This window comes from Microbulbifer maximicatervae (SeqCode) (genome assembly GCF_052467225.1).
The window spans coordinates 2,133,265-2,154,351 of sequence record NZ_CP174303.1 but is presented as its reverse complement, the minus strand read 5'-3'; the positions used below and the strand labels follow the sequence as shown (position 1 = coordinate 2,154,351).

Annotated in this window: 16 protein-coding genes; all 16 read right to left on the bottom strand. The window is 55.2% G+C overall.

Translation table 11 applies throughout. The annotated features are described in order from the left end of the window. Positions 1-82: 82 nt before the first annotated feature. The 16 genes from ACJJIZ_RS09395 to ACJJIZ_RS09320 all read right to left on the bottom strand — a co-directional run bounded on the left by ACJJIZ_RS09395 (position 83) and on the right by ACJJIZ_RS09320 (position 21,086). Positions 83-1,303: an MFS transporter gene (locus tag ACJJIZ_RS09395; protein WP_444915965.1), complete on the bottom strand. Its 1,221-nt coding sequence runs from the start codon at positions 1,301-1,303 to the stop codon at positions 83-85. A gap of 24 nt (positions 1,304-1,327) precedes the next feature. Next, complete coding sequence (locus ACJJIZ_RS09390) at positions 1,328-3,358, bottom strand: transglutaminase TgpA family protein (RefSeq protein ID WP_444916199.1); 2,031 nt, start codon at positions 3,356-3,358, stop codon at positions 1,328-1,330. Continuing rightward, on the bottom strand, positions 3,358-4,368 hold the full coding sequence (locus ACJJIZ_RS09385; protein WP_444915964.1) for a DUF58 domain-containing protein: 1,011 nt from the start codon (positions 4,366-4,368) through the stop codon (positions 3,358-3,360). Before ACJJIZ_RS09385 ends, ACJJIZ_RS09390 begins: the two co-directional genes overlap by 1 nt. Before the next feature lie 4 nt (positions 4,369-4,372). After that, complete coding sequence (locus tag ACJJIZ_RS09380; RefSeq protein WP_413664957.1) at positions 4,373-5,284, bottom strand: AAA family ATPase; 912 nt, start codon at positions 5,282-5,284, stop codon at positions 4,373-4,375. Between the two features lie 138 nt (positions 5,285-5,422). Next, a complete protein-coding gene (locus ACJJIZ_RS09375; protein ID WP_282931879.1) occupies positions 5,423-6,604 on the bottom strand; it encodes an O-succinylhomoserine sulfhydrylase in 1,182 nt (393 codons plus the stop codon). Between the two features lie 182 nt (positions 6,605-6,786). Next, the gene (purF, locus tag ACJJIZ_RS09370) at positions 6,787-8,274 is read right to left on the bottom strand and encodes an amidophosphoribosyltransferase (RefSeq protein WP_282931878.1); all 1,488 of its coding nucleotides are present in this window, start codon (positions 8,272-8,274) and stop codon (positions 6,787-6,789) included. A gap of 45 nt (positions 8,275-8,319) precedes the next feature. Continuing rightward, positions 8,320-8,814: a CvpA family protein gene (locus tag ACJJIZ_RS09365; protein WP_282931877.1), complete on the bottom strand. Its 495-nt coding sequence runs from the start codon at positions 8,812-8,814 to the stop codon at positions 8,320-8,322. 241 nt (positions 8,815-9,055) lie between these two features. Continuing rightward, positions 9,056-9,700: an SPOR domain-containing protein gene (locus ACJJIZ_RS09360; RefSeq protein ID WP_444915963.1), complete on the bottom strand. Its 645-nt coding sequence runs from the start codon at positions 9,698-9,700 to the stop codon at positions 9,056-9,058. Then, a complete protein-coding gene (gene folC / locus ACJJIZ_RS09355) occupies positions 9,681-10,955 on the bottom strand; it encodes a bifunctional tetrahydrofolate synthase/dihydrofolate synthase (protein ID WP_444915962.1) in 1,275 nt (424 codons plus the stop codon). Before folC ends, ACJJIZ_RS09360 begins: the two co-directional genes overlap by 20 nt. Positions 10,956-11,032: 77 nt before the next feature. Then, positions 11,033-11,887: an acetyl-CoA carboxylase, carboxyltransferase subunit beta gene (gene accD / locus ACJJIZ_RS09350; RefSeq protein WP_282931874.1), complete on the bottom strand. Its 855-nt coding sequence runs from the start codon at positions 11,885-11,887 to the stop codon at positions 11,033-11,035. Between the two features lie 160 nt (positions 11,888-12,047). After that, complete coding sequence (trpA, locus tag ACJJIZ_RS09345; RefSeq protein ID WP_413664953.1) at positions 12,048-12,857, bottom strand: tryptophan synthase subunit alpha; 810 nt, start codon at positions 12,855-12,857, stop codon at positions 12,048-12,050. 92 nt (positions 12,858-12,949) lie between these two features. After that, positions 12,950-14,173: a tryptophan synthase subunit beta gene (trpB, locus tag ACJJIZ_RS09340; protein WP_444915961.1), complete on the bottom strand. Its 1,224-nt coding sequence runs from the start codon at positions 14,171-14,173 to the stop codon at positions 12,950-12,952. A gap of 576 nt (positions 14,174-14,749) precedes the next feature. After that, positions 14,750-15,358, bottom strand: a complete 609-nt coding sequence (locus tag ACJJIZ_RS09335) for a phosphoribosylanthranilate isomerase (RefSeq protein WP_108732437.1) — start codon at positions 15,356-15,358, stop codon at positions 14,750-14,752. Positions 15,359-15,483: 125 nt separating this feature from the next. Further along, the gene (truA, locus tag ACJJIZ_RS09330) at positions 15,484-16,377 is read right to left on the bottom strand and encodes a tRNA pseudouridine(38-40) synthase TruA (protein WP_444915960.1); all 894 of its coding nucleotides are present in this window, start codon (positions 16,375-16,377) and stop codon (positions 15,484-15,486) included. A 132-nt stretch (positions 16,378-16,509) separates the two neighbouring features. Then, on the bottom strand, positions 16,510-19,893 hold the full coding sequence (locus ACJJIZ_RS09325; RefSeq protein ID WP_444915959.1) for a motility hub landmark protein FimV: 3,384 nt from the start codon (positions 19,891-19,893) through the stop codon (positions 16,510-16,512). A 197-nt stretch (positions 19,894-20,090) separates the two neighbouring features. After that, positions 20,091-21,086 (bottom strand): Asd/ArgC dimerization domain-containing protein, encoded by a 996-nt coding sequence (locus ACJJIZ_RS09320; RefSeq protein WP_444915958.1) that lies wholly within the window; start codon positions 21,084-21,086, stop codon positions 20,091-20,093. Position 21,087: the final 1 nt, after the last annotated feature.

Genomic DNA, 21,087 nt, shown 5'->3' with positions numbered 1-21,087 from the left:
GTCTAGACATTCCTGCAAAGCCGCGCCTTGATTGTGAACCGCTCTGCATGCCAGAGGTATCACGGAGCTATTCAGAGGCTCCCTAAACCTCGCTATCGGAAATTTTAACCTGCCGTAAAGCCCCACTCAGGGCAACCAGTGCGAACGCCAATAAACTCAGGATTCCCGCCCACAATAGTGTCGTCAGAGGCGCTGCAACCTCGCTCAAAACACCCGCTGCCAGGGCACCCAGAGCCGCAGAACCAAACAGGGCAAACTGGTAAATAGAGATAATGCGACTGCGATATTCTGCCGGCGCCAGCAACTGTACAATTCCTCGCCCCAACCCTGCGGAGGCTGCCGCAACCGCCCCCCAGCACAGGCACAGCAGGATCAGCCCAAACTTGGTGGGCCCCAGGCTGATAGCAATCAAGAGTGCAGCGCTGTAAAGCAAGCACATCAAAATTCCCCGCCCAGGCTCCTGTCCCTGGCCCCGTCTCAACATGGTCACCGTCGCGATCACCGTGCCCGCTATAAATGCCAGCTGCAGGGTCGCGTAGTAACCGGCACCGCGGCCGTAGTCCTCCGCCAGCAGCGGTAAGACCACCAGGAAAACCCCAATATGCACAAAGCCATTGAATGCCATCAATGCTGTCAGCTCCCGCAATACCGGGTGTTTCCATGCCTGACTGAGACCATCCAGAATCAGGGTGTGGGGTCGCTTCTCTGGTGCCTTCTGACGCTCTTGAGGCTGACACAAGGAGAAAAGCAATAATGAAGCCACTAGCACAACGGCAATCTGTACACCCAGCAAGTGCTGCAAGCCCCACTGGTCAAATCGACTCGCTAGCAACATTCCCACTGCCTGGCCGCCGTACTGCGCCAACATCATCCAGGTTACGGTTTTTTGCACGCCTTGCTCAGTGGCCTGCCCCTTGCGGTTGCGGGCACTGCGCTGCACCAGGTTATCCCGTGCCGGCTGTAAAAAAGCGCTGCACACCCCCAGGCAAATTCCGTAAACCATCAAGGTGGATAAATTCAGGACATGGAAGGTGAAATACAACAACAATGCGGTATGACAAAGCGCCAGGCCCAAACAGGCCAGAGCCGACACCAGAGCCGGGTCTCGCCTATCTGCCAAAGCACCGCCAAACAACAGGAATACCAGGTTTGGCAGCAATACTGATGCCTGAATCCACCCCAATTGCAGGGCCGGAAGATCCACGATCGTCAGCGCAATCCAGGGCAGCAATATCACCTGCAACCCGGTTGCCAGGGAGGTGCCGCTATAGCCCAACAGAAACCTTTGCAATTGGGTTGGCATTCTAGATACGAAATAACTCAATGATTAATAACCTGCCAACTCACGCTTGTGCGGCGTCATATTTTCCGAGTGCCGCAACCAGAAATACCAGCTTGATAGCTTCCGAAGTGTTCTCAGCCCAGAGCCGTCACCACCATAGGCGGCAGACTCAAAAGCCTCTGTCACTGCTGCGGCATAACCAGACATCTCCGGTTTTTCCTCGGCAATCCGGCGGGCATAGGATCCTGCAGTCTCACCGGAATGCCGCTGGACCCCATTGCGGGCCATGCGCCGGCAAAAGCGCTGGTAGAGCTTCTCTGCAGGCGCCAACTTGGATCCTCCTGCGGAGCGGGCCGCCCATAAACTGATACCCAACAAAAGCACAAGAATCGGCGCCCCCAGTAATAGGGCGATACGCATTGGAGACAGATCACCAAATAGCCGCTGTAACAAATTCTGCTGTCGATCGGCATCGAAGCTCACTACGGTTTGATACCAACGGTAGTTGATCATATCCCACTGTAAGCGCAACTGGCTAAGAATGCCGATACGGTGTAAAGGAAATAGGGAGTCCTGCATAAACTCTTCACCCGCCGCACTCTCCAGACCGTCGCGCACCCGCTCCGGAGCTACTGCCGCTGTGGGGTCTACACGTTGCCAGCCTTGACCGTCGAGCCAAATTTCAGCCCAGGCATGGGCGTCGTACTCGCGCACCAATAAGTACTCTTCTCCACTGACCCACTCACCGCCCTGGTAACCAGCCACTACTCGCGCCGGTATCCCCGCTGCACGCATGGCAAACACATAACTACCGGCAAAGTGCTCGCAGAAGCCCTGCTGGCTATCGAAAAGAAACTCATCAATAGTATCGCCGCCCAGTGCTGGAGGCTTCAGGGTATAAGTGAAAGCACTGTGGAAGTGCGACAGCAGCTGGGAGGAAACCGCCTCAGCACTGAGCCCCTGGTCCCGTAGGGAAGCCATCCACTGACGAGTACGGCTATTGCCGTAACTGGGAAGTTGCAAATTCCTGCGCCGCTCCGCATTGCTGAGAGTAGCACTGAGTGACAGGGTTTCTCTCGGCCAGGAACTTACCTGGTAAGAAAAGCGGTTGAAAACCGGGGTCCGTTTTACCAGGCGATCATCCGTTGTCTCTCCCACACCCGCGCTCTCTGAAGCCGGTTTTGCCATAGCGAATAGCCAAGGGCTGCGGCTCGCTTCCTGGATAACCTGGTAGCGATAACGGGGACCCACTTGCGGAAGCACCTGCTCACCACTTCTCCAATACACTCGCCCGCCATTTCGAGGGTCAACACCATAGCCCTGGCGCCAGGTACGCCCATCAAATTCCGAGTACACCAAGCCCCTCCAGTAGCGCTGCTCTGGCGGGGGCACTGGTCCATCAAAGGAGATACGCAAGGTCGGCTTGCTGGATTTGGAAAGCTCAGTAAAGTCTCCCGGGGCCATCGAATCACTGACACCGGTACGCCCAGCGGAGGTATTCTGCGGCACAGACCAAAGGGGCCCCAGCCTAGGCATAACCAAAAACAACAACACCATTAACGGCGTGGCCTGTGCCACCAACCGCAGGGATAACCCCAGAGCCCGGCGCGGGCGCGCACTAAAGTGTCCCAGCTGCGCCGCCAGGGCTGCAGTAATTACCAACACACTCAGTAAACCGTAAAGTGCATAGGGAATGGTCTGCTCTTGCACAAACAGAGTGGCGGCTACGAAGTAGGCCAGCAGCAGACTGACAAAGGCATCCCTGCGGCTGACCAGTTCGAGATTTTTCAGGGTGAATGACAGCGCCAAGAGTGCAATCATCGGCTCCAAAGCAAACAAGCGCCGATAGGACAGAGCCAGTCCCGCCACCGTCAATAGAATCACTGTCAGTTTAAGAGCGCGGCCGGGTAAATCCCTGCGCCCGCGAAAAACTTCCAGGCGCCAATAAACCGCAAAGGCCCAGGCAAAAGCCACCCACAGTGGCAACATTGTGAATTGCGGCAATAGGGCGACAAACTGGGCAGCAAAAATCCACAGCAAACTTTCCCTGGGCAATAAATCCTTATTCGCAATCATCACTGGCCTCGCCCTGGGTACAGGGCCAATGCCTGCAAGACCTGCTGCTGATGCTCAGGACCGAGCGAAGGCTCTATTGAAATACCAGGCAGGCACAAACCGTATGCAATGCCTTGCTTTTCCGCTTGTAGGGTCCAGTCACAGAGATTGCTCAGGCGCATCTCTATATCCCTACCATCGAGTAAACCCCAGTCTAGCCACAAGCGCGTGTCAGTTTTGCGCTCATAGTCCTTGCTGTAAAGATCGCGTCCGGCCGCGTATTGCTTCCAAGCTACATGGCGTAACGAGTCACCCGCTTGATAGGGTTTTAGCGCTGCAAAATCATCCCCCCCCCGCTTCACCTCACCAAACTCCCCCTCGGCAACAGTCTCTCCTAGCGGTAAAGGGCCCGCAGAAATTGGACGGGGGTAAACCAAAAATTCAACATCCAGGTCAATGCGGCTCCAGCAGCGAAATAACCCGAGAGGGAAACGACTTTCAACCCTCAACCGAGGTGCCTGCACTCGCCCACGTTTTACTACCGGCATAGAGATACAAATATCCGCACTTTTCTGCTCGCACAAATCCACGCGACTGCCCTGCTCCGGTGGCCAACTCAGCTCGAGCCATTCCCGATCCCGCTTGCCCTCACAACTGACATTAATTTCCGCCTCGGCAAAATCACCAGCAAAAGCTGCTCGGGTATCCACAAGGCGCAAGTGCACGCCACTTAAATTGGCAAAGGTGTGTAGTGGTAGCACCGCTAAAATGCTGACCAACAAAAATGTCAGAGCGAAAACCAGATTGTTTTCATAATTGGTGCCCAGCAACCACAATAATGCCACCACTATTAGGAAACCTAAGCCTGCGCGCGTGGGCAGGATAAATAATCGGCTGTGGTTCAAGGTAATCGCTCGGGCCCGCGGTGCCCGGCGACTAAGCCAGCGCTGCATAAGGTTGCGCCAATATTCCACCAGCAGGTGTATCGGATTGTGGGAAGGGTTCCGACGTTGGGGGTGACTTACACTCATCGACTCAGGCCGCAATCACATCCACTTGGCGCATCAGACGCTCAACCAACTGCTCGCCGTTGCTGCCATCGCTCTGTAATCGATGTCCTGCCACCGCCGGCAACACAGCCTGGATATCCTCAGGCAAAACATGGCCACGATTGTGAATCAACGCCCAGGCTTTGGCTGCGCGCAAAAGGGCCAAAGCGCCTCGGGGTGATAAACCCACTGCGCAATCCGGGCTCTGGCGGGTTTGCAAAACCAGTCGCTCAAGGTAATCCAACAGACTGTCAGAAGTTTTCACCTGCGTAACCAGGTTTTGCATTTTTCCGAGTGTGGCGATATCGATTCTGGGCTTTAACTTTGCCAGCTGCTGCCTCGGATCGGCCCCCAAATACAAAGCTCGTTCCGCCTCCCGGGTGGGATAGCCGAGACTAATACGCATTAGAAAGCGATCCAACTGGGATTCCGGCAATGCAAAGGTGCCCGATTGTTGCATCGGGTTTTGCGTGGCAATCACAAAAAATGGCTGGGGCAGTGTGCGGGTCTCGCCATCGACACTCACCTGGCGCTCTTCCATGGCTTCTAACAGCGCACTCTGGGTTTTTGGCGATGAGCGATTAATCTCATCCGCCAATAACACCTGGCTAAACACAGGTCCCTCGTGAAAGTGAAATTGGCTGGACTCCCGATCAAATATCGAAACACCGAGAATATCCGCCGGCAACATATCACTGGTGAACTGCACCCGCTTATACGTTAGCCCCAGCACCTGTGCGAGTGCATGGGCCAGGGTGGTCTTACCCATGCCCGGTAGGTCTTCGATCAACAGGTGGCCTTTTGATAACAAACAGGCCAACGCCAACTTCACCTGGCGCTCTTTACCCAATAAAACACTGCCGATATCAGACACTATGGCGGAAACTATTTTTTGCACGGCAAATCCATTACTGCTCAATTTTTCTCAAGGGGGCTATTTCTACACACCGGCAGGGGCGCAACAAAATGCAAACGCTACCGGAAGCAGCGAACAGTATTTCACTGTCCGCTAATAATCATAGGTAGCTGGGCGCGCTTATAACTGGGATAATCCACGCATCAGGTCGCGCTTGAGGTCCTCAACATTTTCCAGCCCTACCGAAACACGAATCAAATTTTCGGTAATTCCGGCGCGAGCCTTATCTTCATCACTAAGGCGGCCATGGGTTGTCGTGGCAGGGTGCACAATAGTGGTTTTTGCATCCCCCAAGTTGGCGGTGCAGGAGAGGATTTTACAATTGTCGATCACTTTCCAGGCAGCTTCGCGACCACCGCGCACAGTAAAACTCAGCACTGCGCCAAAAGCGTCTTGCTGTTCCCGCGCTAGGCGGTGTTGGGGGTGTTTAGGCAAGCCGGTGTAATTCACCTTCTCAACCATCTCCTGCTCATCGAGCCACCAAGCCAAGTCGAGTGCATTGGTGCAATGCGCCTGCATACGCAGCTTTAAAGTTTCCAGGCCTTTGAGGAATACCCAGGCATTAAACGGGCTCATACTCGGTCCTGCAGTGCGCAGGAAAACCACCAACTCATCCATTACTTCCTTGCGACCAACAGCAACACCGCCCAGGGCCCGGCCCTGGCCGTCGAGGAATTTGGTTGCGGAGTGCACCACAATATCGGCACCCATGGATAGAGGTCGCTGCAGTGCCGGGGTACAAAAACAGTTGTCGACCACCAGCATGGCGCCAGCGCTGTGGGCGACCTGTGCCAACGCGCGGATATCGGCCACTTCACACAGAGGGTTGGAAGGCGTCTCCATAAACAGCAGCTTGGTGGAACCATCTACGGCCTGCTTCCAGGCATCCATATCGGTCAAATCGACATAGCTCACCCGCACGCCGAACTTTTCCATATAGCGGCCAAATAAAGCCGTGGTGGTGCCGAAGACACTGCGGGAACAGATAACGTGATCGCCACTTTTCAGTAACGCCATACAAATACTGAGAATGGCTGCCATGCCGCTAGCGGTGGCTACTGCAGCCTCACCGCCTTCGAGAGCAGCGATGCGCTCTTCAAAAGTACGCACGGTGGGATTGGTATAGCGGGAGTAGACGTTGCCGGAGCTTTCACCAGAAAAGCGCGCAGCAGCCTCCGCAGCGGAGGGGAAAACATAACTGGAGGTGAGGTAAAGTGCCTCGGAGTGCTCCCCTTCCGGTGAGCGAACTTGGCCGGCGCGCACCGCCAGGGTTTCCAGAGCGTAACCGTCGTCTTCAAACATATACCGCTTCCTGGTCAGTATTTTTGGAAGCAGTCATCTTAACCGAAACGATCTTAACTGGCGCCCTCTTCTGCCGCGAGAAAAGGACGCTTACGCTTTTTTACTATTGGCAGGCTACAAAAACGGTTTTTTGCCGCCCGCCAATCAGGTGAAGGATATTTAGATATTCCCCCAAGGGCGAATTACAAAGCGTTGGCGTCGGCCTTTTTACGCTTGGCCGTATCATTGCGCTGAGCGTGCAGATCGTTCAAGTATTCCTCGTCCACATCACCGGTGATGTAATTGCCATCGAATACAGAGCAATCAAAGCGATCAATTTTTTGCTTGCCACCACTGGAGCTGACTACCAGATCTTCCAGCTCCTGGTAGATCAACCAGTCTGCGCCAATCTCCTCACAGATTTCCTCGGTGGTGCGACCGTGAGCCACAAGCTCAGTGGCGGAGGGCATATCGATACCGTAGACATTCGGGTATTTTACCGCAGGGGCAGCACTGGCGAAGTACACTTTGGCAGCACCGGCATCGCGGGCCATCTGGATAATCTGCTTACAGGTAGTACCGCGCACAATGGAGTCATCTACCAGCAACACATTTTTGCCACGGAATTCCAGTTCGATGGCATTGAGCTTCTGTCGAACCGACTTCTTGCGCTGCTTTTGACCGGGCATGATGAAGGTCCGGCCGATATAGCGGTTCTTCACCATACCTTCACGGAATTTCACCCCCAAGCGGTGGGCTACCGTCTGACCTGCCGTGCGGGCAGAATCCGGGATCGGGATAACCACGTCGATATCGTGATCCGGGCGCATGCTGAGAATTTTGTCCGCCAGATGCTCCCCCTGACGCAAACGCGCCTTGTGTACCGATACGCCATCCATAATGGAGTCAGGACGGGCAAAGTACACATGCTCAAAAATACAGGGAGTCAAAGACGGGTTATCTGAACACTGCTCGGAGTGCACAGTGCCATCCAGCTCGATATAGAGCGCTTCGCCAGGAGCGACATCGCGCACCAGGGTGTAACCCAGTACGTCCAGAGCCACGGACTCGGAAGCCACCATATATTCGGTGCCCTTCTCGGTTTCACGCTTGCCGTAAACCAGTGGGCGAATTCCGTTGGGATCGCGGAAAGCAACAATACCGTAACCGACAATCAGGGCAACGCAAGCGTAGGCGCCGCGCACGCGCTTGTGTACAGAGCGCATCGCACTGAAGATATCTTCGGCTTTCGGCTGCAGCTTGTGCAACTTGTGCAGCTCGTGAGCGAACACATTTAGCAACACTTCCGAGTCAGAATCTGTATTGATATGGCGCAGATCCTGCTGGAAGATCTCATCGACCACCTCGTGCACATTGGTGAGGTTGCCGTTGTGAGCCATGGCTATGCCGTAGGGAGAGTTCACGTAGAACGGCTGAGCCAGCGCCGGGCCGGAGCTACCGGCAGTGGGGTAGCGGACGTGACCAATACCAAAATTGCCTTTCAGACGCTCCATGTGGCGCGCGCGGAATACGTCGCGAACCAGACCATTGGCTTTCTGCTGGTTCAGGCGATCATCGTCACAGGTAACGATACCGGCGGCATCCTGTCCCCTGTGCTGTAGCAGAGTGAGCCCATCATAGAGCTGCAGATTGACGTCACTCTTACCGACGATACCGACGATACCACACATATATTTGACCCTATTGACTCGAGAAGAGCGCTTTTGGCGCTCTATTTAAAACAACTTTACGAAGAATTCCTTAACGGAGCCCGCCAGCTCCCGCGCACTATCCTCAAACTCGAGGAAATGGGGAATCAGAACAGACTGACTCCACCAGCTGTCCTGTTCCACCGGCACCAATGCCGGGGCCAGGATCAACAGCGCCATCACGACAATGGCTCCACGCACCAAGCCAAACGCCATTCCCAGCACTCTATCTGTACCGGATAGCCCAGTTGCCTCAACAAAGGCAGAAAGCACCATGTTGAGACCGGCGCCAGCGAGTAAGGTGCCGATAAACAGGATGCCAAAAGCTGCAATCATTTGGAGAGAGGGGGTGTCGACGAGGTTGGATAGCATTGGCGCCAGCTGGTCGCGAAACATCATGGCGACGATAAAAGCGGCAATCCAGGTAAGCAGAGACAAGGTTTCCTTGATGAAACCTCGACTAAGGCCGATAAGCGTGGAGATACCCACAATAGCCAGAATGATCCAGTCAGCCCAATTCATTCAATCCTACCTGCGTGGCGGCTGCTGCCGCGAAGAGCGCGCATTCTAACTGAAGGGACTAAGCGCGTGAAGCCGTAGGCCAACCGATTGGAATTTATTACTTGTAGTACCGCTTTCCCTGGACGTTTGGCGCAGTGGCAATCGGTTAATTGCGAATAAAAGTGCAAAGTGGAAGTCTGCCAGCGAGTTGCCACCGTCCGCCTCGGGCTGAAATGGTGGCAACCTGAAGTCAAAGGCCAGATCAGGCCTTGAACTGAAGCACGAGGGTCTGGGCTTTCAGAAGGGTATCCAGTTCTTTTTTCAGCTGATGGGCATCGGCCTTGTTGACCTTTGGCCCAACAAAGACCCTCACCAGGCGACCCTTGTCTGTATCCACTGCCCGAGTATAGGCACTGTAGCCCTCGTTCATCAGGCGCAAACGCAGCTTGTCCGCATTGGACTCATCCCGGTAGGAAGCCACTTGAACCACCCAGGCCACAGGCAGGCCATAGGCATCCACAAGCGGCGAGGCTCCCTTCTTCGGCGCAGCCAGTTTTTCCTCCGGCTCACCACTCTTGGCGATCTCTGACCGTTCCTCTCCCTCATCAGCTACTGGAGCCTTCGGGTTGGAGAAATTCTCTGGCAGGTCCGGCTGGAAAGCCTCACCCGGCGCCGGTGCAGGCACAGCATCCGCTACCGGTTGCGGCTCGGCAATTTCAATAGGGCGTATATCCGGCTCCGCCGGAATCTGGCTGGTTTCACTGATATTGCCTGCGGCCTCCCGGTCCAACAGGCTGGGCAAGAAAATAACGGCAAGCGCAGCCAAAACCAGCGCACCGACAATGCGCTGCTTAAATCCGTCGTTCAATCGCCCTCGGCGGGAGGGTTTACCCTCGCAATTCTCCATTACCTTCGTCTCGCATCTGCTGCAGAACCTCAGCCACAGTAAAGAAGGAACCAAATACAAGCAACCTGTCTTGTGGACCAATGGTCGGCAGCAGCTGTTGTAAACCATCGGCGACGCTTGGACAGCGGCTATCGGCGTTCGTTGCCTCAACACCTGCTGCGGCCAGACCTTCCAGCAAGGTCTCTCCGCTCGCAGCGCGGCTATTACCCGGTAACTCTGCGGGGTGCCAGGCATCCACCACATCCCGCAAAGGCGCGAAGAGTCCCGCCAAATCCTTATCGGCCATGGCCGCTACCAGCGCATGGGTCTCACCATCTACAGGGTGATCTGCAAGCCATTTAGCCAAGTGTTCGGCCGCTGCCGGATTGTGCCCCACATCCAACAGCAGGTTGCGCCCCTGCCATTGAACCTGCTGACAGCGCCCGGGCAGGGCAATTTCAGCCAGTGCAGATTCGATCTCACCCCGGGGCAATACATTGAGCAGAGCCAGCGCGGTAATCCCAGCAGCGATACTCGGGCGCGGCAAGTTGATCGGGGGGATCGCAAGTTCCAACTCACCAAAACGGTAAAGTTCTTTTTTACCCTCTCCCAAATTGAGAGAGAAATCCTGACCTATAAAGTAACTGGAACTGGACAATTTTTCTGACGCAGACAGCACAGATTGGGTGGGATTGCTATCAGCACAGACAAAAGGCGCCCCAGCACGCAGGATACCGGCTTTTTCACGGCCGATTATTTCCCGGTCACTGCCAAGCCAGTCCTCGTGATCAATGGCAACACTGGTGATAATAGCGAGATCCGCATCCACCAGGTTGACTGCATCCAGGCGCCCACCCAGGCCAACTTCCAGAAGTGCAAACTCGACGCCTGCCCTTTGAAATAACCAGAGCGCCGCCAGGGTGGTGTATTCAAAATAGGTCAGGCTGGTCTCACCGCGAGCAACCTCGATAGCCTCAAACGCCAGCACGAGATCTTTATCGGCAACCTCTTCACCCCCGATACGCACCCTCTCGTTAAAGCGCAGAAGGTGTGGGGAACTGTAAGCGCCTACGGAGCGCCCCCCCTTACACAGCAGCGCCTCCATAGTCGCCACGCAGGAACCCTTACCATTGGTGCCCGCCACAGTAATCACTGTCGGTGCCGGTTTCTGGATACCCAGTGCATCGGCCACAGACGCGACGCGCTCAAGACCTAATTCAATTTCGGAAGGGTGCAGCTGCTCCAGGCGGGAGAGCCAATCTTGCAGTGAAGGCATAGTTGAAAACATCGATGATGGGGGCTGCAATCAGCGGAAATTAAGCTGATCACAGCATTACCCCAAGGGAATGGAAATCAGTTGCCGGTCAGTTTACCCAATATGCGGGACACTGTAGAGCGCATTTCCTTGCGAGGAATAATCATATCAATTGCGCCGTGCTCCAGCAGGAACTCACTGCGCTGGAAACCTTTCGGCAATTTCTGGCGAATGGTCTGCTCGATAATATTCGGGCCGGCAAAACCAGCGCGCGCTCCGGGCTCCGCCGCGTTGATATCACCCAGCAGGGCCAGGGATGCGGAAACACCACCGTAAACCGGGTCGGTCATAATGGAGATATATGGCACGCCGGCCATCTTCATTTTTTCCAGCACCGCCGAGGTTTTGGCCATCTGCATCAGGGAGATCAGGGCCTCCTGCATACGGGCACCACCGGTAGCAGAGAAACAAACCAGCGGGATACGCTGCTCCAAGGCACGCTGAGCGGCACGGGTAAAGCGCTCGCCGACCACATAGCCCATGGAGCCACCGTGGAAAGCGAACTCAAATGCTACCGCTACCAGGGGGGCACCATTCAGGCTGCCCTGCATGGCGATCAGGGCATCCTTCTCACCAGTGGACTTTTGTGCCTGTACCAAGCGGTCTTTATATTTTTTAACGTCTTTAAACTTCAGGCGATCAACCGGCTGCACATCGGTGGCCAGCTCTTCACGACCTTCCTCGTCGAGGAATATATCCAGGCGGCGACGGGCGCCGATTCTAAAGTGGTGATCGCACTTGGGGCACACATCCAGATTGCGTTCCAGCTCCGGGCGGTAAAGCATCGCATCGCATTTGACGCACTTCTTCCAAACCCCCTCGGGGACCTTGCTGCTGCCGGTGCGACGCTCTGTGCGAATTACCGCAGGGACAATTTTTTCTAACCAGCTCATCTCGTTTCCAAATCCGGAGGCTTTCTTTGGGCCGGCACATTTTACCGACCAGTGGGTTTCAGGCTAGGAATTAAAACACTAAGCTGAACAACAAACCCGGCCAGATCAGCCGCTATTTTTGGCTTTCTGGCCAGCTTTGTGCTTAGACCTATAGCTGCTTTTAGCGATCCAGGGCTTCGCGCATCTCGCTGACAATAGCTCCAACCGCCGTTTTAGCGGCTTCCAGGTCTGCCGCCGCATCTACTGCCGACACCAGCACGCTACCGACTACAGCACCGTCGCCATGGGCACTGACCTGGCGGGCCGAGGTACCATCTTTAATACCGAAGCCAACACACAAGGGCAGATCGGTAAACTGGCGAATATGGTCCAGATTGTCACGCACTGAATCCAAATCCAGGTGGCCTGCTCCGGTAACCCCTTTCAGGGATACATAGTAAACAAAGCCACTGGCAACATCGGTAATTTCACGAATACGCTCTTCAGTGGTGGTAGGCGTCAGCAGGAAGATATTGCGCAGGTTGCGCTCCGCCAAAAAGGCATTCAGGGAACCGGACTCTTCAGCTGGCAGATCTACGGTCAGGGCACCATCGACACCCGCAGTGGACGCCGCTTCAGCAAACTCCAGTTCACCCATACGCTGAATCGGATTGGCATAGCCCATCAGGATTACCGGGGTGTCACTATCCGACTGACGAAATTCTTTCACCAATGCCAAACATTTGCGCAGCGAAGCCCCATTGGCCAGTGCGCGCTCATGCCCTTTCTGAATTACCGGGCCCTCTGCCATGGGGTCGGAAAATGGCACCCCCAGTTCAATAACATCGGCCCCGCTGGCCACCAACTGATGCATCAACGGCACAGTATTTTCCAAGCCGCCATCGCCGGCGACAATATAAGTTACCAGCGCCTTGCGGCCCTCATCGCGCAACTTGGCAAAGCGGCGATCAATTCTATTTTGTTCTGTCACAGTTTATTCCCTGAGCTACTCCTGGCAAAAAGCCAGCTCAATTATTTGATCCTCACCCATTTTGCCCGCCTCAGAGGCGGGCGGTGATATTGCTACACCTCGATACCGTCGATAGCGGCAACGGTGAAAATATCCTTATCGCCTCGGCCGGAGAGATTCACCAGGACATTCTGCTCAGGGCTCATGGAAGCCGCCAACTTGAGCGCGTACGCGACTGCATGGCTGGATTCCAATGCCGGCAAAATACCCTCAGTGCGAGTGAGACGGCGGAAGGCATCCAGGGCTTCATCATCATCGGCCGTGACATATTCCACCCGGCCGATATCTTTCAGCCAAGAGTGCTCAGGGCCAACACCCGGGTAGTCGAGCCCCGCAGAAACCGAGTGAGTCTCGATAATCTGGCCGTCATCATCTTCCATCAGGTAGGTGCGGTTACCGTGCAGAACACCGGGAATACCATCATTCAGTGGTGCAGCATGCTTACCGGAAGCCAGGCCTTCACCGCCGGCTTCGACACCAAACATTTTCACTTCAGCGTCATTCAGGAACGGGTGGAACAGGCCGATCGCATTGGAACCACCACCGACGCAGGCCACCAGCGCATCGGGCAACAGGCCAAAGCGCTCCAGACTCTGGCGACGGGCTTCACGGCCGATAATAGAGTTGAAGTCGCGCACCAATTGCGGATAAGGGTGAGGACCAGCCACAGTGCCGATAATGTAGAAAGTATTATCGACATTGGTTACCCAATCGCGCATGGCTTCATTCATGGCGTCCTTTAGGGTCTTGGAACCGGATTCCACCGGCACCACTTCTGCCCCCAGCAGTTTCATACGGTATACGTTGGGAGACTGGCGCTTAACGTCTTCCGCACCCATATAAACCGTACACTGCAAACCGAGACGCGCCGCCACGGTTGCCGTAGCCACACCGTGTTGACCAGCGCCGGTTTCGGCAATAACACGGGTTTTACCGCTGTGTTTCGCCAGCAGTGCCTGGCCCACCGTGTTATTTACCTTGTGCGCACCGGTATGGTTCAGGTCTTCCCTCTTAAGCCAGATTCGCGCACCGCCCGCCTGCTCAGTCAGTCGCTCAGCAAGATACAGCGGCGATGGCCGGCCTACGTAGTGCGCCAGATCGTGATCAAAGGCAGCGACAAAATCCGGATCATCTTTCAGGCGGCTGTACATTGCCTGAAGCTCATCCAATGCGCTGATCAGCGTCTCCGATACAAAGCGACCGCCGTAGGGACCAAAATGTCCGCTCGCATCCGGGAAGGTGGAAAAATCGATAGCACCTGGCTTACTCACACTCATACTCCGTGGGTCACGTGGGGTTAAAACTTTCTTTCTGTTTACCTACTGTTTGAATAGTTCTTCCTGAACTATTCAAACGTCGCCAGAAAACACTGGCGCAGATGCGTCGATCTGCTGGTATTTGCTGGCTCGCGCCGGCCAAGCCGGCGGGCGGCACTTCCCTGTGCCGCTTCAATACTATTAGCCGTAGTTCTTCCTGAACTATTCAAACGTCGCCAGAAAATACTGGCGCAGATGCGTCGATCTGCTGGTATTTGCTGGCTCGCGCCGGCCAAGCCGGCGGGCGGCACTTCCCTGTGCCGCTTCAATACTATTAGCCCTAGCTCTTCCTGAACTATTCAAACGTCGCCAGAAAATACTGGCGCAGATGCGTCGATCTGCTGGTATTTGCTGACTCGCGCCGGCCAAGCCGGCGGGCGACACTTCCCTGTGCCGCTTCAATACTATTAGCCGTAGTTCTTCCTGAACTATTCAAACGTCGCCAGAAAATACTGGCGCAGATGCGTCGATCTACTGGTATTTACTGGCTCGCGCCGGCCAAGCCGGCGGGCGGCACTTCCGGTACCGCCTCTAAATCTATCTCTTCGCCGCGCTGACAAACGCAAAAACTTTTTCTCGATCCTTGCGTCCCGGCTGACGCTCTACACCTCCGCTCACATCCACCCCCTGTGGGCGCGCAGCTTCTACTGCTGCAGTTACATTCGCGGGATTCAAGCCACCGGCAAGAACGATCGGGCGACTGCTATCTTGAGGAACCCTGTCCCAATCAAAGGTCTCTCCGGTACCACCAGGGACACCAGGCCTGTAGGCATCCAATAGAAAACCCCGGGCTTTGGGGTGCTCAGTCATTGCGGCTTTGACATCGAGGTCATCTTTCATCCGCAACGCTTTGATATAGGGACGCCGGAATTGTTCGCAGAAACGGGCACTTTCATCGCCGTGGAATTGCAACAGGTTAAGCGGCACCGATTCCAGTACAGCGTCCACCTCACTCTGTGCCGCATCGACAAATAACCCCGTCAGGGTGACAAATGGGGGAACTGCCGCTGCAACTTTAGCTGCCATATCAAGATCGATATAGCGCGGGCTCGGCTTATAAAATACCAGGCCCAACGCGTCGGCACCTGCATCTACAGCCATCAGGGCATCTTCTATACAAGTGATGCCGCATATTTTTACTTGCATCGTGTAACCTGGACTCAGCCGGCTGGCCGATCAAAAGAGGGAACGACGGATACTAGCAGATAGTCAGAAGGCGCGAAATGCACGCCCTCTCCCAGATTTGCTTTAGCCTCGAAAAATTCAGCAGTCTAACTGGAAAGCAAAGCACCCAAAGGCTGTGGCACCAGCAGTGGCCCAGGCTCACATTGGGGAAGCTGGAAATGATCCGGATAGCGCACATCAACGAGATACAAGCCAAACGGCGGTGCAGTCACGCCTCCGGCGGAGCGGTCCCGCTGATCCAGCACCTCTTTTACCCAAATTGGTGGACGCTCACCTCGCCCCACAGCCATCAAAACCCCGGTGATATTGCGCACCATATGGTGAAGGAATGCGTTAGCACTAATTTCCAAGGCAACCAGCTGACCCACTGGAGCAATATCCAGGCGGGTAATTTCGCGCACCGGGCTCTTGGCCTGGCACTGAGAGGCACGGTAGCTGGTGAAGTCGTGGCGGCCAATCAAGTAGCTGGCTCCCTCACTCATCGCCTCCAAGTCCAGTGAGTGCTGGGTCCAGGTTACCTCAGCGGCGCTGTGGGCCGAGCGGGTCGGTGCGCTGTGGATCAGGTAGCGATAACTGCGTGCGTGAGCGGAAAAACGTGCATGGAACTGCGCCGGCATTTCCCGAGCCCAGCGCACCCGCACTGAATCCGGCAACTTGGTATTAACTCCCTGCACCCAGGCGCGGTCCGGGCGCTGCGCTCGGGTATCAAAGTGAATGACCTGATTGGTAGCATGAACGCCCGCATCAGTACGCCCGGCACAAACCAAGGTCACATCCTCCGCTGCAATAGTGGATAAAGCCCGCTCCAGATAAGCCTGGACAGTCTCCGATGCAGACTTCTGCTTCTGGAAACCGTGCAGTTTGGCTCCGCAGTATTCAACGCCCAGGGCTATGCGGCGCAGCCCTTCGGGCAGCCCCTCACCTTCAGGGACCTCCCCATTGGGCTTGTAAATATATTCCCTCTGCGTCACCTGACTCATATCACCAAAACCACTTGCTCTCCCCGCTGCGACTGCGCCGGGTAAAAATCACTGCCGGGAACTTCCCGGTAAACATAAAAAAACCTCGCAACCAGTGCGAGGTTTTTTTCAAAAACGGAATACGCTGCTAGCTTACACCATCCGCTCCAGCATTTCCTCGGCGCGGTCTTTGTGCTCACCGCCACCATCCTGGGCTACCTCTTTGAGGATATCCTTAGCGCCCTCTTCGTCACCCATATCCATATAAGCTTGAGCCAACTCCAACTTGGTCGCCATCTCATCGCCGCCTTCCAGCAAACTCAACTCTGAATTGAGGTCGCTTTCCAGGTTGAAGTCGAGGTCACCAAAGTCAGAATCTGACGGCTTTTCGACAATCGCCTCAACCTGCTCTGTCGCTTCAGGCTTAGCTTCAACCAGGGGTTCTGGCTCAAGAGTCAAATCACCCTCAGTGGATTCATCGATGAGAGCCAGCTCATCCTCCAGGGAAAACTCCTCTTCGATTGCATCCGCATTGAAGTCCAGGTCGCTAGCCCCGGCCAGCTCCATACCTGCAGCATCGAGAGTATCCAAGTCAGCATCGAGGGATAAATCTGCTGCCGGCTCACTGCTGGCCGCGGCTACCTCTGCCGAGGGCTGCTCAGTTGCGTTGAGATCCGCAGCAATATCATCCAGGTCGATACCGTCAAGATCCAGGTCGGAATCCAAGTCGCCGCCGATCATCTCCAGATCGCCATCAGAGAAGTCATCCATGGATAACTCTTCTGCAGACTCCTGGGCAGAGGAGACTCCTTCTGCCAGGGAGATCTCCTCGCTCAAACCGCTGTCAACGGAATCCAGCTCCAGAGCATCATCCAATTCAAAGGCCGTATCCAGCTCAACCGAAATCTCTTCTTCTTTCTGGGGCTGAATCTCTTCCTCCATCATGGAAAGATCCAGCTCAAAATCCAAACCCGGAACGGAACCACCGCTGGTAGTTGCCTTTTCTTCCAGCTGGGCCTCAACTGAGGCCTCAGAGTTTTCTTCTGCCGCCGGCTCCAAGTCGAGGGAATCCAGATCCAAATCAGAGGTATCGAATTCTATTGGAGCATCGACACTCTCTTCTGTGTTATCAGAAAGCTCAAGCCCCAAATCGTCTTCAATCAAAGCGGGCTCTTGATTACTTGAGCCCAGATCACCCAGGTCCAACTCACCCAAATCAAGTTCATCAAGATTTAAATCGCTTTCAACTTCTGGTTCCGATACCTCAGCAGTAACTTCTTGGCTGTCTCCGTCTAGAGCACTGTCCAGGTCCAAATCATCCAGATTGAACTCGGTATCCAGCGACTCGCTTTGATCTGCGCTCGCCTGCAACGGCTCTTCAAAGCTGCTATCCAACTCCAGATCCAGGGACAGCTCCTGCTCAGAATCAGAGCTTTCCTGATCCAATGACAGATCCATAGTCAGGTCATCGAGGAGAGAGGTATCCGGCTCCAGCGCGTCACCGCTACCAACCAGTCCCGGCTCGGCGCTGGTGAAGTCATCGTCCAGGGCCGCGCCGATATCGTCGAGCTGCGCCGCTTCGAAGGACTCATTGGAAAGCCCCATAGCTGGGGCTTCAAAATCCGGCGCACCAGCAATGGATTCACGCAGGCGGGCGGCGCGATCGGCAGCAGGACCGTCGCTGATGCTAAGCAGCTGGCGGTAGTGATCGTCAAACTTTTCAACGTCCTGGTTGTGGGCGTAAACCTCCATCAACATCAGGCGCGCATCGACTACCTGCGGGTCCTTTTCCAGGCCCAGCAGCAGCTTGCTTTCCGCTTCCTCATACTGCCCCAGGGACAGGTGAATCTCCGCTTCAGAAATTGGGTCATCAGTGCCTACATCGCCGAGATCGCCCAGATCGAAGGTATCGTCTGCCTCCATGCTCTCAACTGCAGCGAGAGTTTCATCGGGTTCGGCAATATCCTCAGGAATATCCAGCGGCTCTTGTTCCATAGCCATCTGCTGTTCAAGTTCCTGCTGCGCCTCTTGTTCAGCCTTGCGGCGACGCCAGGTGAACAGGCCAAATATAGCGGCCAGCAGACCCGCACCACCCAAGCCAATCAGCATTCCGTTATCGGCCAGCTGCTCCATAAAGGTTGGCTTGGGCTTGGTTTGAACTTCAACTACACGGTTACGCGCCTCTGCTGGAGCTGGTTCGGCTTCAACAGTTTCTTCTTCCGTATCAGCAGCAACATCAAACTCTTCGCTGTCTTCAACAGTCAGACTGTCATCTAAAGACTCTACTTCAACGTCATCCGCCTCAGTGGGGTCGAGCAACACGTCTGACTGCTCCGCGGCGGCCTGCACCGCAGCCAGTTCCTCATTGGAAACATCAATCAGCGTATCCATGGTATCGATCTGCTCGTCGAGCTCGGCGATACGTTCACGCAATTCAATGTTTTCGAGCTTGGACTTATCCAGCTCTTCCTCAGCTACTGTGAGATCGCCTTCCAGCGCCTCACTGTCATCAGTACCGACTCCAGAACCGGAAGTAACGGACTCATTGTCCCCCGGTGCAGCCAGGCTAACGCGCCCTTCAACCGTTTCGCTGACATAGGACTCCTCCTCAACCGCACGGGCATCCAGCGGTGCGCCAGTAGCCACTTCCACTTCGGAGCGCTGGCGCCAGGAGTCATTCTGTTGAGCCACCTCAGAAATCGCCTCCGTCATAGTCAGAGTGCGCAAATCCTCGGAGTTAGGCAGGCGCAGTACGGCACCTTTCTTCAACAGGTTGATATTGTCATTAATAAAGGCTTCTGGATTCAGCCTTTGAATCGCCAGCATGGTCTGCTGAACAGAGAACTCGCGACTGGCGCGATTTTGCAGCGCGATTTCCCACAATGTATCGGAGGAGCTTACCGGGCCATATACCTGGCTATTGCTTTCGTTGGTGTCTGTAGTCGTATAACGTGGCTGCGGACGAGCGGGCTCGCGAGTTTCTGGGGCAGCCCTTTCAGTTGGGGCTGGTTCGGCCGGTGCCTGACGAGCAGCCGGGGCCGGTGTTGTGCGAGGCTGGGGCTGCTGAACTGGGGTAGTGCGACGCACTTGCTGCCGCTCACGCTCAGCTGCGCGCACGGGTTGTTGCGCAGCCGTTGGGGAAAACGCCGGCAGGTCCATCAGCAGCGTATATTCGCGCAGTAGACGGCCACTGGGCCAGCGAGTCTCAACCAGGAAATTCAAAAAAGGTTCGCGAATGGCGTCGCGACTGGAAATGCGGATAACCGGCTTGCCACCGGAGTAGTCCACTTCAAAACTTAAAGAAGTAAGGAGGTAAGAGCGCTCGACACCAGCGCGTTCGAATTCTTCAGGACCTGCGAGGCGAACCCTAATTTCGGTATCTTCCAAACCGCGAGTCTGCAGCAGTCCGATTTCCGCATCGAGAGGCTGGTTAAGGGTCGAGTTGAGCTTGATCTCACCTAGTCCAAGCGCCAGAGCCGCGTTGCTTCCCAGTGCACCGACTAGACCAACTGCAAGTGCCAACTTACGCACACGCATATCCGATTCCCTTTATTGTTAGAACCTTCCCAGGGTTTCCGAAAAGCGCGCCTTCAGAATATCCCCATTACTGAACGGTAATCGTTCAACTAATTAGCCGCCGTTTAGGCAGCCGCCAACTATGGCGAATTTTTCGCCAGCCTCAGCCAGGCCAAAGTTAAGATTACACCTTCACTATGGCCGCTAAGTATTAAATATCAGTAGTTTTTTAGCAACAAGTGGGCAATTTGTGCACAGTTTATTGCTACATCTTTACGCAGGTTGTCAGACACCGCACAAAGATTTAACTGTCGCTTGTTGAGTAGACTTTGGCGCAAGCGGCCGATGATTGTCACGTCACTGCCCACCGCACTTTCTGCCGAGGGCTGCTCCGCCATTTTGAGGCCAGCGCCATTTGCCAGCAGCGCACGCACTTTTTCCAGATCGACATCTTCAGATAAAGCGACGCCCAAATTAGCTAGCTGACCGTGGAAAACAGAGACCGTATTGATGCTGGCATCGACTGCTACCGCGTCTCCAAATAAGCGGCGCAGGTCGTGAACCAAAGTCAGCTCACTGAGGGTGTGGCCACTGGCGAGCAGAGCCTCGCAAGCACTGAGCTGGTTAAACGCCAATCGGTGGCCAATCTCAGGATCAATTTCTGCGTCCTGGCCACTAAACATCCGCGCGGTTTGTGCCGCCATTGCATCAATTGCGGCCTTGCCCAGAGCAGACACCGGCTGATTGAGCTGTACCTCTACCGCTTGCAGTTTATCTTTCAGGGGCGCCAGGGCTTCCGCCACAATGGAGGCGCCGGCACTTGGCAGCGCAACAACGCGGCGCTCGGCAGAAGCGAGTTCACCGCTGTTAAACATTGGGTGTACCAGGGCAACACTTTCATCGCCACGGGTGTTGTTGGCCACGTCTACAATCCAGGCGCCATTTTGTTCTGCGGCAGCCATGGCAGCTTCAACGGCTTCGCCGGCGCTCAGCAGAATCACGACCTGCTTATCGTTAAATGTAAATTTCTCCAGGGACTCCACCGGAATATTGCGATTGGCAAATACCTGGGGGTCTACTTCCCGTTCGTCAGTCTCCAGCAAACTCAGCTGCTCGGCGGAAATTACTTCACGCTCTTCGAGTACTTCCAGCAGGGGACCAAAGGCGGCGTTATCAACACCGACAATGACCAGTTCGCGGGTGGCTTCGGACATG